Here is a 13,964-nt window from a genome sequence, read left to right on the forward strand (position 1 = left end):
ATAGTAAACAGCAGACAAAATGAGACGGAATCTATTCATAATATTGGCGGGTATACTGACAAGCACTGGCTTACAGGCACAGCAACCACTCACACATACACAGCACGGACAGTTACGCACGGTGGTCAATCCGGCCGCCAGCCTGATGCGTATGAGCGGCGAAGTAAGCGTAATCGGCCGCAGGCAATGGGTCGGTTTGGACGGCGCTCCAACGGTGTTCTGGGGCAGCGGCCACGTGGGGTTTGCAAAAGTTGGTGCCACGGCGGGTTTAAACATCCGCCATGAAAGCCTCGCGGTCGAGCGATTGACGGAGGCAAGTGCATTTTTCGCCAAGAGCGTGCGAATATCGGAAACAGAGTACCTCGGTCTGTCGCTCAATGCAGGCATGAGTTACCTTGACGGCCGTTTCTCGCAGCTGGACCCGATGGATCCGGCTTTTCGTGAGGACGTAAGGGAAACGGACGCACTGGTTGGCTTTGGCGTGATGCTTTACCGCCCGGAACGGTACTATGTAGGACTATCGCTGCCACGGCTGATGCTGGGCAATCTCGGGCTGACAGATGACAGCCGTTATGAATTCAGTAACATTTACCACCTAACGGCCGGAGCGCTATTCGCACTGGGAGCCGACTTCCAGTTCCGGCCGTCGTTATTGGTTACCTACTCGGAGAGCCTGCGACCCCAAACGGAGGCTTCGGCCCTGGTATTCATTAAGCGGGTATTCGGTATCGGAGCAAATGTGCGGAGCTATGGGGAGGTTGCGGGGATGGCGCAGTTCAATTTTGGAGGATTCGGGTTGGGTTATAGCTATCAATTCAACCCCGGCAACCAACCGTTGAATCGGCGTATTAATAATACCACACACGAAATCGGGCTTAGCTATCGGTTTGATAAGGCGATAGGATTATTATAAAGTGAAACTAAACCGATCTGTTTTACGTTAATGCGTTAAATAGGCGCCCCGATGAATCTCGCAGTAATTGGTCAATCTGGGTTGCCTTGTTATAACGTTATGCGATTATTTGTACATAAGTTAACGCATTGGGAATACTGGCCTGCATGGCTTATTTATTTTCCCGTGGCGTTTGCCTGGGTGTATTGGATTATTCGTTGGCGCCGGCCGACCTTTTTCTTGGAAGTGAATCCGGGAATCAAAAACAGTGGCTTTTGTAACGTGAGCAAAATGGAAATCCATCGGCGGTTGCCTTACTCGGTTTATCCCGAGACGGTGTTTGTAAATTGTGATGAATATTCGGCCATGCCAGAAAACGAGGTGGCGGCATTGGGATTTCCGTTGATTGCCAAGCCGGATTTCGGCGTACGAAGCATGGGGGTGAAGCTGATACACAATATGAACGAATTGCATGCCTACCACCGGCGCGCTTCGTTTAATTACCTAATCCAGGAGTATATTGATCTTCCCTGTGAAGCCGGTGTTTTTTTTGTACGTATGCCCGGTGAACGCAAAGGTGTGATTACGGGCATTACCGGCAAGACGTTTTTTGCGGTAGTGGGTGACGGGGTTTCAACCATTGAGCAGTTGATGAGGCAAACGCCAAGGGGTGTGCTCCAATGGACGTGGCTGCGACGCGAAAAGCTGTCCGACTACGGGCGCATACCCAAGTTGAACGAAACCGTTCGCTTGATGCCATTTGGGAACCATTGCCGGGGTACACTGTTTACGGACGAAAGCCATCGGATAAATGAACAGCTAACGGCGACGATCAACCGAATATGCCACTGTATCGGCGAATTTTACTATGGTAGATTGGATATTCGCTTCAATACCTGGAACGAGTTTGCAGCGGGATTGAATTTCCGGATTGTTGAAGTGAACGGCGCCTTGAGCGAGCCTACCCATTGTTATGATCCCAAGCATTCCTACGGTTTTGCTGTTAGGGAGTTTATACGGCACCACCGATATATGTGTCGTATTAGCAACGAATTGTATCGTCGTGGGGCATCCGTGGACCGCCTGGACTTCCGCATGTTCTTACGCGAGTTGGATAGCCACCGAAAGGCGTTGGCCCGAATCAGGACGGTTAATAGCTGACGTGATGAATAACTGTGGCTGTTCGCGACAGGCTATCGCTGGTCCAATGGCACGTAATCCCGTTTGGTATCGCCCGTATAGACCTGGCGAGGCCTTCCAATAGGTTCTTTATTCGCTTTCATCTCTTTCCATTGAGCAATCCAGCCCGGTAAACGGCCTAATGCAAACAGTACGGTAAACATATCGGTGGGGAAGCCTAAAGCCCGATAGATGATGCCGGAATAGAAGTCCACATTGGGATAAAGCTTGCGATCGACAAAATATTGGTCTTTGAGGGCCGCTGCTTCCAATTCCTTGGCAATCTCCAATACAGGATCGTCGATACCCAATTTATCGAGCACATCGTCACATGCTTTTTTGATGATTTTTGCCCGTGGATCAAAATTCTTGTAAACACGATGCCCGAAACCCATCAGGCGGAAAGGGTCGTTTTTATTTTTGGCTTTAGCAAGCCATTTGGCGCTGTCTCCACCATCGTTCTTGATGTTTTCGAGCATTTCGATGACAGCTTGGTTCGCTCCGCCGTGCAGCGGCCCCCAAAGCGCGGAAATTCCGGCGGATATGGAAGCATACAGGTTGGCATTGGAAGATCCCACAATGCGAACCGTAGACGTAGAACAATTCTGCTCATGGTCGGCGTGTAAAATCAAAAGCTTGTGCATGGCGCTGACCACTGACTTGTCGATGTCGATGTCTTCCGTGATCTGGCCGAATGTCATGTTCATGAAATTATGCACATAGTTGAGGTTATTCCGCGGATAGATGACGGGATGCCCCAATGATTTCTTGTATATCCAGGAGACGATGGTGGGCATCTTGGCCAACAGTTTCATGATGGTGAGATTTTCGTCTTCCTCACTGGGATTGGGGTCGAGTGATTCGGGATAAAATGCGGATAATGCGCCTACGAGACAAGACAGCTGACCCATGGGATGCGACTTCGACGGGAAACCATCGAAAAATTTCTTCATATCCTCATGAATCAGCGTATGCCGACTGATTTTATTCCTGAAATCGCTTAACGTTTCAGTAGTTGGCAAATCGCCATATATTAATAAATAAGCTACTTCTAAAAATGTAGATTTCTCGGCCAGTTGTTCAATCGGATAGCCGCGGTAGCGCAATACGCCTTGTTCCCCATCCAAAAATGTAATTGCACTTTTTGTTGCTCCCGTGTTCTTGAAACCCGGATCCAGGGTAATCGCACCGGATACATCACGGAGTTTTGAAATGTCAATCGCCTGTTCGTTTTCGGAACCCGTAATGACGGGTAATTCATGTGATTTGCCGTTTATCGATATGGAAGCTGTTTCTGACATAATTTTTTTGGATGAAGTGCAAATGTAATGAAAATGGCCGAAAAAAAAGCGTTTAGACAGATTATATTGTTGTGTTAATGTTAATTTAATACGATAACTTAAAGCTGTTTTACGACAAGTGTGGAAGCTATGGCTGTATCATTTGTAAAGGGTTAGATAGGATTGTGCCTCCCGATTGGGCAGCATTAGCGGTTTTCTAACGGAAATACCGAGCCAAGCTACAAGATGGAAAAGTTATATCTGCAGGTTAATATCGTCTTAACATCGGTTAAAATTTGACTTTTATGATGTTTTTTTTGCTGTATATTTAACATATGTTGTTTGTTATGAGTCATGTATTCTTATCGACAATTAATTTTTTAATCACTGAGGCTTTTTATCCAATCGGGGGGTGGCAACAGTATGATTTTGGGGAAGGAATTGTGAAAATTAATATGTATTCATTGCCTGGCAAAGATACAGCAGATTTTGAGCTTTCAACTTATTTATTCCAACCATTTACATACCATGTCAAAGGAGGTAAAGTACTCCGCCTTGAAGAATCAGAGAAATTTAAGTCAGACCCAAAACAAAATCTAGGGGAGCCTGGGACTAATGAAGTGCAACTGAGTATGATAACACCGTCCTATTTAATGGATTTTGACAATAATACTTCTTATCTTTTCCACATTGATAGCAATGGGACATATTACGTTTACCAACAGCCGTTAGAAGATTTTAGCTTAGATGTTTGTTATAAAGTACTTAAGTCCAGGCAATCAGCGGACAATGTCGAAATAGTTAGTCGTGAACCGATGACATTGCAGAGCAATCCAGATAAGATGGAGTTAAAGGTGCTTCTTGGAAAAGATACCTGTTCGCTTCAATATGTAGCATTAGCGTGGCCGGTAAATTCTCCATTAAACAGTTTCTTGCCAAACAACGTAAATGGGAATGTCTGCCGAATGATTACCCATATTCCGGGAACATCGTCCAATGGCAACTCCACTTCGTTTTATGCGCTGTTTGTGGTTGAAGACGTAGAAGATATGGAGTTGGCCGACAGCCTTTTTCAGATGCCGCAGAACGCTGTTTATGTGGACAGTATGCAAGAGATTATGGATAGGATCTTTTCATTACAATAATGAGCTTAATTTTTTATATAATGAAACACGTCTCAATCATGTTATTTGTAGGAGCCGCGTCTTTATTTTGGTCTTGCGAAAGCACATCTGATCTGGATGATTTTGTTGAAAACGAAGCTATTTACGAGTCGAAGCTCGAGGATCTGATTAATTTGGCTCCTTCTGAAAAAGGTGAGGTCACAACCATGCGTAGTCTGGACACGAATCGACTTTCGTTTTCCTCCATGAAAGAAGCACACTCAAGTTTTGTAGAGTTAATTTCTCAGTTACATTTGGATGCAATAGATACGCTAGGGCTTTTTATTCCAAGCGCTGATTTAAAGACAAAGGGAATTACATCGGGACTAAATACAGAAACGATGAGTTTTTCTGACACAGAAACTGCTTATTATTACAGACATGTCCAAAATACCGCAACCGCATACGGCAGCTGGGGTATGATGACGGTCGCATGTAACTACGACTTAAATATAGGCATCACTTATGCATATAATGAATATTCATGGGGGGTAGACAATATTATTCAGGTAGTATCACAATGAATGATCCAAGTGGCCCACTTGTTTCTTATTCAGGGCCAGGTACAGCCTCCGGTTACGTTAATATAACTCCTGTAAGTGCAGGAGGCGGACAGTTGGCGGGAATGCTGAATGGAAGTGTATCTATCGGAGGGACATCATTGTCGTTTGTCCTTCAGCTTGGAGGAGCTTACCAAGTCCAGATGCCGACATTACCTTCGGATAATATACCTCTACCACAATTATGTTTAATAAAACCTTTTATGCTTCGGCTCACTAACTGCTGTCTTGAAATGACGAAATACTAGTGGCCGCATTTCAAATTCATCCTGCTTAGTACACCATTACTGAAGCTTCATTACAACCACGGAGACGCCTGCTCTCAATGACGATATGCATAACTTGAAATGTATTCATTTTTGGAATTCTATTTTCTTTTCGTACATTTACGAAATAGACGTAGTGTAATGGAGAAATTGACGATACAAGAGGAAGAAGCAATGCAGCTGATATGGCATAATGGCGGTGGGTTTATCAAGGAATTGCTGGATAGCATGCCCGGCGAGAAAATGCCTTATACTACATTGGCTTCCACCATAAAGAACTTGCAACGCAAGGGATATGTGAAGGCTGTGAAATATGCAAACGCTTATCGTTATGAGGCCGCCGTTGTGGAAGAAGACTATAAAAAGGTTTTCATGAGTGGCTTTGTGAGTGATTATTTTAAGAACTCATATAAGGAATTGGTAAGCTTTTTTGCGAAGGAGGAGAAGATAAGCGCAGCTGAATTGGACGAAATCATTAAGATGATCAAAGAAGAAAAGAGTAGCTAATACCATGCCGGACATCATCATATACCTACTGAAAGCGAATCTTGCCATCATCGTGTTTTATCTTGGCTATAGGTTGTTGCTTCGAAAATTGACGTTCTATTACCTCAATCGGTTCTACCTGTTATTTGCGTTGTTTTTTTCGATTAGTTATCCCATGGCGGATGTAAGAAGCTGGCTCGTCAAGCAACCTGAAATTTCTGGCGAGATCGGTTCGATTATCCCCGACTGGCAAGAGGTCCCTGTGGATACCTTCAGTTTATGGCCTTATGTAACCGTCTTGTTTTGGCTGGGCGCGGGTTGGTTTGTATTGCGATTCGTTGTTCGGCTAGTTAGTTTATGGCGTATCCACCGGCGATCAACGGCTGCTAACTGGCGGATCTTTCCATACCGGCAGGTTTTCGATCATGTGCTTCCTTTTTCTTTTTGGCGGAACATCTACCTCAATGTGCATAGCCATGGTGACGGGGAGCTGGGTGAAATCTTTGAGCATGAGCAAATCCATGTTAAGGAACTGCATACTGTTGACGTATTGGCCTCGGAACTATGCAGCATCATTTGTTGGTTCAATCCAGCTGCCTGGTTAGTCCGGCATGCGATCCATGAAAACCTGGAATTCATAACGGATCGGCGCGTGCTGCAAAGCGGCGTGGACAAAAAAGCATACCAATACAGCCTGTTGAAAGTTGGACAGCATGCGGCGGCAAACCCTGCTTTAGTGAATAGTTTCAACTTCAGAAGTCTTAAACGGCGGATTATGATGATGAATAAGCGCAGCTCCTCTCAATTACAACTGGGAAAGTATGTGTTTGCGATTCCGGTGATCGCATTCTCCGTGTTGGTGTTTACGGTCACGAAAGCCTATGAACAGGATTCAGCGGCTAACTTCCCTGTGATTTCTGCCGACGCCGACAACGTCCAGTCAGTGGCGTCAAGGCCGGATACCACCGTTAAACGAAAAGAAAAATCCGTTGTGGGTTGGAAAATCGATAAGGCCGTAACCGATACCAGCGGACGCACCGGAAAGGATGCGCGCAATGCTGATACTTCAAAAGTTAAAATCGCTGTTCGAAATACATCCGACAAGGAACCACTTTACGTATTGGATGGAAAGCTGCTGGAAGCTCGCGAAGAACTCAATCGGGTTAATCCCAATGATATTGAAAGCATTTCCGTGCTCAAGGATGCATCTGCTACGGCTGTCTATGGTAGCCGTGGGGCAAACGGGGTGGTTCTGGTCGTCACTAAGAAGAAGGCAGGAGGGATAGAAGGCGCCCGCAAATCGATAAATCCGGCTAGTGCGGTCGATACGGTTCGGTTGGCTGACCAACTAGCTATCCGGAAAGGAGGGGAAGTTGGAGGGGAGAATAGTTACGATGGCGTCTTATACGTGATTGATGGTGAGGAAGCGAGCGCCGAGGATTTCAAGAAAATATCGCCCGATGATATCCATGCCATGAATGTCTGGAAAGGTAAAAGCGGTGTAGAAAAATATGGTGAAAAAGGAGTGAAAGGAGTAATTGAAATTACCACCAAAAAAGCCCAGAGGAATAAGAAATAGGGGTACGGCCGTGTTTACTTGTTGAGTTGCGTCATGGTCAATTCTGCGCCTATATGGACGAAACTATTGACCATTTGCACGGAGTGTTCGATGAGGGTTGGCAGTTCAAGCTGTTCATCTTCGTCAAATCCACTCAGCACGTAGTCCACTTGCCTGCCCTTCGGGAAATTGTCGCCCACCCCAAACCTTAGTCGGGGATATCCCTGCCCGCCGCAAAGTGCTTCGATGCTTTTCAGCCCATTATGCCCTGCGCTGCTCCCCTTTGTCCGGAGCCGGATTTTTCCGAACGGCAGCGCAATGTCATCTACGATGATCAGGACATCTTCCAACGGTATTTTTAACTCATGCATCCAGTAGTTAACGGCCTTGCCACTCAGGTTCATGTACGTAGTGGGTTTGATCAGGTATACCTGGTTGCTTCGATAACGGTATTCGGTATAATACGCATACCTGAGGGTGGAAAAGTTCACCCCCGCCTGTTTTGCCAGTTCGTCCGCCACCATGAACCCGATGTTATGCCGGGTATCGGCATATTCGGCACCGATATTCCCAAGTCCTACGAGGAGCTGTTTCTTTGCCATTTCGATGCAAAAATACAATTATTTAGGGGTGCGCAAAAAAAGCACCAGCGTTGTGGGCTGATGCTTTTCTATCTTCAAGTCCTTTCGACCGCTTTAGGTCTTGTTACTTTTTGTCGGCCTTGGCTGCTTCCTGTTCAGCTTGGCGCAAAGCGCGTGACATCGTGACTGATACGATGGTGTCGTCCGCATTGTTGAGCACCTTAGCATTCGCGACTTGTACATCTTCCACACGTACGGAATCGCCCACCTCAAGGCTAGTTAAGCTCACTTCGATGTATTGCGGCAGATCTTTCGGAAGTGCTTTTACACGAAGATTACGGAGTTTTTGCACCAATTTACCCCCAACTTTCACGCCAGGAGAGGCGCCGGTCAGTTTAACGGGGATACTGAGCACAACTTCCTTTTTGTCATTCAGCTCAAGGAAGTCCACGTGGCGCACCTGATCCGTAAGGGGATGGAATTGTGCATCCTGGAGGACTGCTTGATGTTTGTTGCCGTCGATCTCGATATCGATGAAATGAACATCCGGAGTGTAGATCACCGGTTTCAAATCAGCTGCGGATACGGAAAAGTGGTATTGTTCTTTACCACCATAGAGCACAGCGGGTACCAGACCTTGGTAGCGCAACTCTTTCGCATCTCTTTTCCCTACGTTCTTTCTTGAAGAACCGCTAATAGCAATTGATTTCATTTTGAGTATATATTTAAAAAATTAAGGCCGCAAAAATACGGTAAATAACACGGACTTCCTAATCTACCTTGAATAAATTGCTGATGGACCCGTGTTCATTGACATTTTTAATGGCATTGGCAAACAATCCGGCAGTTGAAAGGACCTTTATTTTCTCGCTTTGGTACTTCAACGGGATGGTGTCGGTAACGATGAGCTCTGTTAGTGCGGAGTTTTCAATGGTTTCATAAGCCTTGCCCGATAACACGGGGTGTGTACATACTGCGCGTACGCTTGTTGCACCATTTTCCATGATGAGCGAGGCGGCCTTGGATAATGTTCCCGCGGTATCGCAGATGTCGTCGATTAGCACAATATCCTGCCCGACGACATCACCGATAATCGACATCGATTCGATTTCGTTTGCCCGCTTGCGCTGCTTATCACAGATGACCACCTCGGCGTTGAAGTATTTGGCAAATGTACGTGCCCGGTAAGATCCGCCCATATCCGGTGAAGCAATGGTAAGGTTGGGTAAATTGAGTGATTTGATGTGCGGCACGAAGATCACCGAAGCGTCCAAGTGGTCTACGGGGATATCAAAGAAACCTTGGATTTGCGCGGCATGGAGATCCATCGTCATGATGCGGTGCGCGCCCGACGCGGTAATGAGGTTGGCAATCATTTTGGCAGCGATGGCTACCCGGGGCTTATCCTTGCGGTCCTGCCGCGCGAACCCGAAGTAGGGGACCACGGCCGTGATGTAGTGCGCGGAAGCACGTTTGGCAGCGTCGATCATCAGCAGGAGCTCGAAAAGGTGGTCGTTTGGCTGGTTGGTCGACTGGATAAGAAAGAGGTCGCAACCCCGTACCGATTCGTTATAAAACGGTTGGATTTCGCCGTCACTAAAGCGCGAAATCGTCATCTCGCCAAGATCCCTGCCATAAGACTGTGCGATTTTCCTGGATAATTCGGTAGAACCGGTGCCAGAAAAAAGTTTTACCGGATTGAATTGCAATGGCATAGTATTGTTGTTGTTTTGTGGGTTAGCAATGGGATTGGGGTATTGTGATCTTTCAGCGCTAAACTTAGATAAAGTTGCTCAGACATACAACTATAATTATAAAGAATAAAAAAGCAACTTTATCGCTTCTTCTCTGCAATTGAAAAACAATTTTTATAGCGGAAATATACATTAAAAAATTACGGATTGCCAACCGACAATCCGTAATTTTTTTTGTTGCCCGACCAGGGTTCGAACCTAGACTAACTGAACCAAAATCAGTTGTACTACCATTATACTATCGGGCAATCCGAACTTGTTGTGCCACCCCTTCGAATGGGACTGCAAATATAGGTGGAAGGAATAATTATTGCAAAAATATTTTGTTTTTTACTGAAAATGCTTGATTGCATGCGTAATGTGTTAAAAATCTAAATATTATACGTGTGTTACCATACTATTCTTTATTTTCGGGGCGTGATTTTACAACGAACCATACGTGCAAGACGATATGAATTACAATAAAACGAACAACATCATTGGGTGGATATGCGGATTGATTGCTACGATCGTATACGTATTGACCGTAGAACGTACCACTAGTTTTTGGGATACGGGTGAGTTTATTGCTTCGGCCTACAAAATGCAGATTGTACACCAGCCGGGTGCACCGTTGTTTCTGATGTTGCAGAACGTTTTTTCCAATTTGGCGTTCGGCAATGCCGAGCGTATCGCCTATTGGATGAATATCGGATCTGCGGTATCCAGCGGATTGACCATCCTTTTTTTATTCTGGACGATTACGGCCTTGGCGCGCAAGGTGATATGGAAGCCGGGAACGGAGCTTACGCAGGCCGGTCTGATCCGAATCATGGGCGCGGGAGCGGTTGGCGCCCTGGCTTATACCTTTTCGGATACGTTCTGGTTTTCGGCCGTAGAGTCTGAGGTGTACGCCATGTCATCCCTCTGCACTGCTGTGGTGTTTTGGGCAATTCTTAAATGGGAGGCCCATGCCGACGAGCCCGGCGCAGATAAATGGTTGCTGTTCATTGCTTATATTATGGGGTTGTCTATTGGCGTCCATTTGTTGAACCTGCTAGCGATCCCCGCGATAGCGCTGCTTGTCTATTTCAGGCGCACGAAACAGGCTACGAGCGGTGGCGCAATCAAGGCCTTGCTTATTGGTTGCTTGGTAGTGGCTGTTGTTCTTTGGGGAGTCATTCAATACCTCATCAAGTTTGCTGCTTATTTCGATCTGTTTTTTGTAAATACGTTGGGCATGGGCTTTGGCTCTGGCGTGGTGGTATTTGCGTTATTGATCGTTGGTGGCACCGTTTACGGGATATGGTATTCCATCCAAAAGGCGAAGCCACTGCTCAATATTATTATGCTTTCATTCGCTTTTGTGGTTTTCGGCTATAGTTCGTTTGCCATGATCATGATTCGGGCCAAGGCCGATCCTACGTTGAATAACAGTGACCCGGATAATGTGTTTTCTATGCTTAGTTACCTCAACCGTGAGCAGTATGGTGATGAGCCTAAGCTCAAGGGGCCCTATTTCGATTCGCGTCCCGTAGACATTAGCTACGGGAGCAACATCTACCGCAAGGGTGCTGAAAAGTATGAAGTAGCGGGCAGAAATTTTGACTACGTATACGACCGGGAGACGGTATTCCCACGGATACACAGCAGTAGGGAAGCTTCGCATCAGCAGTATTATCGGAGTTATTTGAACCTTGGTGAAAATGAACAGCCGACTTTCGGTGACAACCTGCGTTTTTTCTTCAGCTACCAGATCGGGCATATGTATGGCCGGTATTTCCTGTGGAATTTCGTGGGCCGGCAGAACGACCAACAGGGACATGGCGATCTCTCCACGGGGAATTGGATCAGCGGCATCAAGTTCATTGATCAGTTGCATGTCGGTGGGCAGGATGCCTTACCGGAGTCATTGAAATCTGATCCTTCCCATAACCGATTTTACTTCCTGCCCCTGATTTTAGGGCTTATCGGGGCATTTTGGCATTTTAAACGTCGCCAAAAAGATGCCGGCGTCGTGGGCTTGCTGTTTTTCTTTACCGGTCTAGCCATTGTATTATACCTCAACCAGAATCCCCTCCAACCGCGCGAGCGCGACTATGCTTATGCAGGGTCTTTCTACGCATTTACCATTTGGATCGGTTTAGGCGTAATCGGTATCAGCGAATGGCTAACCAAGCTGAACGGAAAGACTGCCGCTGGGATAGCTACCGCTATTGGATTGCTGGCGGGGCCGGTGATTTTGGCGAAGGACGGGTGGGACGATCACGATCGCTCACAGAAGTCTCTTGCTCGCGATATTGCCATAGACTATCTGGAGTCATGCGCTCCGAATGCGATTTTGTTTACCTATGGTGATAATGATACCTATCCGCTTTGGTATGTGCAGGAGGTGGAGAATGTACGTCCGGATGTACGTGTGGTAAATCTGAGTCTGCTGAGCGCCGACTGGTATGTGCGCCAGATGACAAAAAAAGTGAATGAAGCGGAGGCGTTGCCCATTGACATTCCGGAGGAAAAATACGTGAAGGGGGTACGTGACGTTATTTATTACCAAGACGCAAAAATCCCGGGTCCGGTTGAGCTCCGGAACATTGTTGCCTTAATGCTTTCAGATAATCCCAACGATAAGCGACAGGTGCAGAGTGAGCAGGCGGAGAATTTCTTGCCGACGAAGAGTCTGCAGTTGACGGTAGATAAGGATGCAGTAATTAGACATAACGTGGTACCTACCGTATGGCAGGACAGTATTGCAGACACGATCCAGTGGACGTATAATCGCAATTATGTGTCACGAGCGGAGTTGGCCATCATGGATATCTTGGTCAATAATAATTGGGAGCGGCCGATTTATTTTGCCACAACAGTGCCCAGCGATAATTTCATGGGCTTGGATAAGTATTTGGTATCCGAGGGTTTCGCGCTTCGGCTTATGCCTATCAATATGGCGCCGAACACGTCGCAAGGATTGGTCAATGCGGATGCGGTTTACGACCACGTGATGAATAACTATAAGTGGGGAAACATTAAAAATTCGCCATACATAGACCCAGAATCATACCGGATGATCAGCTTGATGCTGAACAATATTTACGCTGCACCAGCAGAAGCATTAATTGCCGAAGGTAAGAAGGAAGAGGCAAAAAAATTGCTGAACAACGCATTGGAATACATGCCCGAGCGGATTTACCGGATTATGGATGCCTATGGTTATTCGTTTATTGCCGAAAACCTGTACGCTGTCGGTGAGATCGACAAGGCTAATGCATTGATCGAGCGAAATACAAACTACCTCGAAGAGCAGCTTCGGTATTACGCGGCCATTGCAGAAACCAAGCCCAACCTAGAAATGCAGAATATCCAGTATAGCATGTTTACGCTGAATAGGTTTGCTGAATCGGCAAAGGAAAACGGCCAAGAGGAACTGAGCGCCCGCATAACGAAGACTTTCAGTCAGTATGAGACGAGGTTTTTCGGCGGAATGCCGTCCGGTAATTAGCATGAATTGAACGCGTATAGAGCGGATTGACGCAATTTTTGTTGGTTTATAGTCATGAACAGGATAGACCGATTATTTGGTATACTGACAATGCTTCAATCGCGGCGGTATGTAATGGGCGACCAGATTGCCGATAAGTTTGCCATCAGTATCCGTACGGTATACCGTGATGTCAAAGCGCTGAATGAACAGGGGATTCCTGTCGGTTTCGAGCCGAACAAGGGCTATTTCGTGGTGGAAGGCTACTTCCTGCGGCCCGTATCGTTCAGTTTGGAAGAAGCCAATGCCTTGTTGCTCGTTGAGAATTTATTGATCGGTTTTGCCGATAAGTCTATCAAGAATTTTTATTCCTCCGCGCTGAATAAAGTGAAAGCAGTGATGCGGGCTTCTCAAAAAGAAAAGATTGAGCAGCTGGCTGATCGTATCAAATTCCAGCTGCCAGAGCGACTGTATCAGGATTATGAGCATTTGGCGACTTTGCAACAGGCGGTGTCCACCAAAACCATCATCGATATCGCTTACTGTAAGGAAAGCGGGGAGCGTAGCAACCGGCGGGTCGAGCCGATAGGCTTGGTATTTTATGCATTTAGCTGGCATGTAATTGGATGGTGTCAACTGCGCAGGGATTACCGTGATTTTAAAGTGTCGCGGATTGCGCAGCTGGTCAATACGGGCATGCCGTTTGAAAAGGAAGTACATCCGCCCATCAGTGAGTTTATGAAACAGTTGCCCGTAGATTACTGATCGCAACCTATGTCGAAAATAGT

Annotated in this window: 12 protein-coding genes and 1 tRNA gene; 8 read left to right on the plus strand and 5 right to left on the minus strand. The window is 46.4% G+C overall.

What is annotated here, in order from left to right; translation table 11 throughout:
• The first annotated feature begins 19 nt into the window (after positions 1-19).
• Both IEV98_RS10510 and IEV98_RS10515 read left to right on the plus strand, forming a co-directional pair.
• Entirely contained in the window at positions 20-913 is an 894-nt protein-coding gene (locus IEV98_RS10510; RefSeq protein WP_188505792.1) for a PorP/SprF family type IX secretion system membrane protein, read from the plus strand.
• 99 nt (positions 914-1,012) lie between these two features.
• Positions 1,013-2,053, plus strand: a complete 1,041-nt coding sequence (locus IEV98_RS10515) for a D-alanine--D-alanine ligase (RefSeq protein WP_188505793.1) — start codon at positions 1,013-1,015, stop codon at positions 2,051-2,053.
• Between the two features lie 32 nt (positions 2,054-2,085).
• Here the strand turns inward: IEV98_RS10515 and IEV98_RS10520 are convergent, their stop codons facing one another.
• Positions 2,086-3,372, minus strand: coding sequence for a citrate synthase (locus IEV98_RS10520; protein ID WP_188505794.1), 1,287 nt, complete (start codon positions 3,370-3,372; stop codon positions 2,086-2,088).
• A gap of 326 nt (positions 3,373-3,698) precedes the next feature.
• On the opposite strand from IEV98_RS10520, the gene IEV98_RS10525 reads away from it, so the two are divergent.
• The 4 genes from IEV98_RS10525 (at position 3,699) to IEV98_RS24640 (ending at position 7,405) form a co-directional block, all read left to right on the plus strand.
• A complete protein-coding gene (locus IEV98_RS10525) occupies positions 3,699-4,496 on the plus strand; it encodes a hypothetical protein (RefSeq protein ID WP_188505795.1) in 798 nt (265 codons plus the stop codon).
• A 20-nt stretch (positions 4,497-4,516) separates the two neighbouring features.
• Entirely contained in the window at positions 4,517-5,038 is a 522-nt protein-coding gene (locus IEV98_RS10530) for a hypothetical protein (RefSeq protein WP_188505796.1), read from the plus strand.
• A 443-nt stretch (positions 5,039-5,481) separates the two neighbouring features.
• Positions 5,482-5,847, plus strand: coding sequence for a BlaI/MecI/CopY family transcriptional regulator (locus IEV98_RS10535; protein ID WP_188505797.1), 366 nt, complete (start codon positions 5,482-5,484; stop codon positions 5,845-5,847).
• 4 nt (positions 5,848-5,851) lie between these two features.
• Complete coding sequence (locus IEV98_RS24640; protein ID WP_188505798.1) at positions 5,852-7,405, plus strand: M56 family metallopeptidase; 1,554 nt, start codon at positions 5,852-5,854, stop codon at positions 7,403-7,405.
• A gap of 14 nt (positions 7,406-7,419) precedes the next feature.
• Here the strand turns inward: IEV98_RS24640 and pth are convergent, their stop codons facing one another.
• From pth to IEV98_RS10560, 4 genes are all read right to left on the minus strand, one after another.
• Positions 7,420-7,986 carry an aminoacyl-tRNA hydrolase gene (gene pth, locus IEV98_RS10545; protein WP_188505799.1) on the minus strand — a complete coding sequence of 189 codons (567 nt, stop codon included), beginning with the start codon at positions 7,984-7,986 and terminating at the stop codon, positions 7,420-7,422.
• A gap of 103 nt (positions 7,987-8,089) precedes the next feature.
• Complete coding sequence (locus IEV98_RS10550; protein WP_188505800.1) at positions 8,090-8,677, minus strand: 50S ribosomal protein L25/general stress protein Ctc; 588 nt, start codon at positions 8,675-8,677, stop codon at positions 8,090-8,092.
• Positions 8,678-8,735: 58 nt separating this feature from the next.
• Entirely contained in the window at positions 8,736-9,680 is a 945-nt protein-coding gene (locus tag IEV98_RS10555; protein WP_188505801.1) for a ribose-phosphate pyrophosphokinase, read from the minus strand.
• A 216-nt stretch (positions 9,681-9,896) separates the two neighbouring features.
• Positions 9,897-9,967, minus strand: a tRNA-Gln gene (locus IEV98_RS10560).
• Positions 9,968-10,170: 203 nt separating this feature from the next.
• On the opposite strand from IEV98_RS10560, the gene IEV98_RS10565 reads away from it, so the two are divergent.
• The gene (locus IEV98_RS10565; RefSeq protein WP_188505802.1) at positions 10,171-13,197 is read left to right on the plus strand and encodes a DUF2723 domain-containing protein; all 3,027 of its coding nucleotides are present in this window, start codon (positions 10,171-10,173) and stop codon (positions 13,195-13,197) included.
• A gap of 54 nt (positions 13,198-13,251) precedes the next feature.
• A complete protein-coding gene (locus IEV98_RS10570) occupies positions 13,252-13,941 on the plus strand; it encodes a helix-turn-helix transcriptional regulator (protein ID WP_188505803.1) in 690 nt (229 codons plus the stop codon).
• The last annotated feature ends 23 nt before the right edge of the window (positions 13,942-13,964 follow it).

The sequence above is a fragment of the Parapedobacter pyrenivorans genome, assembly GCF_014636865.1.
In the GTDB taxonomy this organism is placed as follows: domain Bacteria; phylum Bacteroidota; class Bacteroidia; order Sphingobacteriales; family Sphingobacteriaceae; genus Parapedobacter; species Parapedobacter pyrenivorans.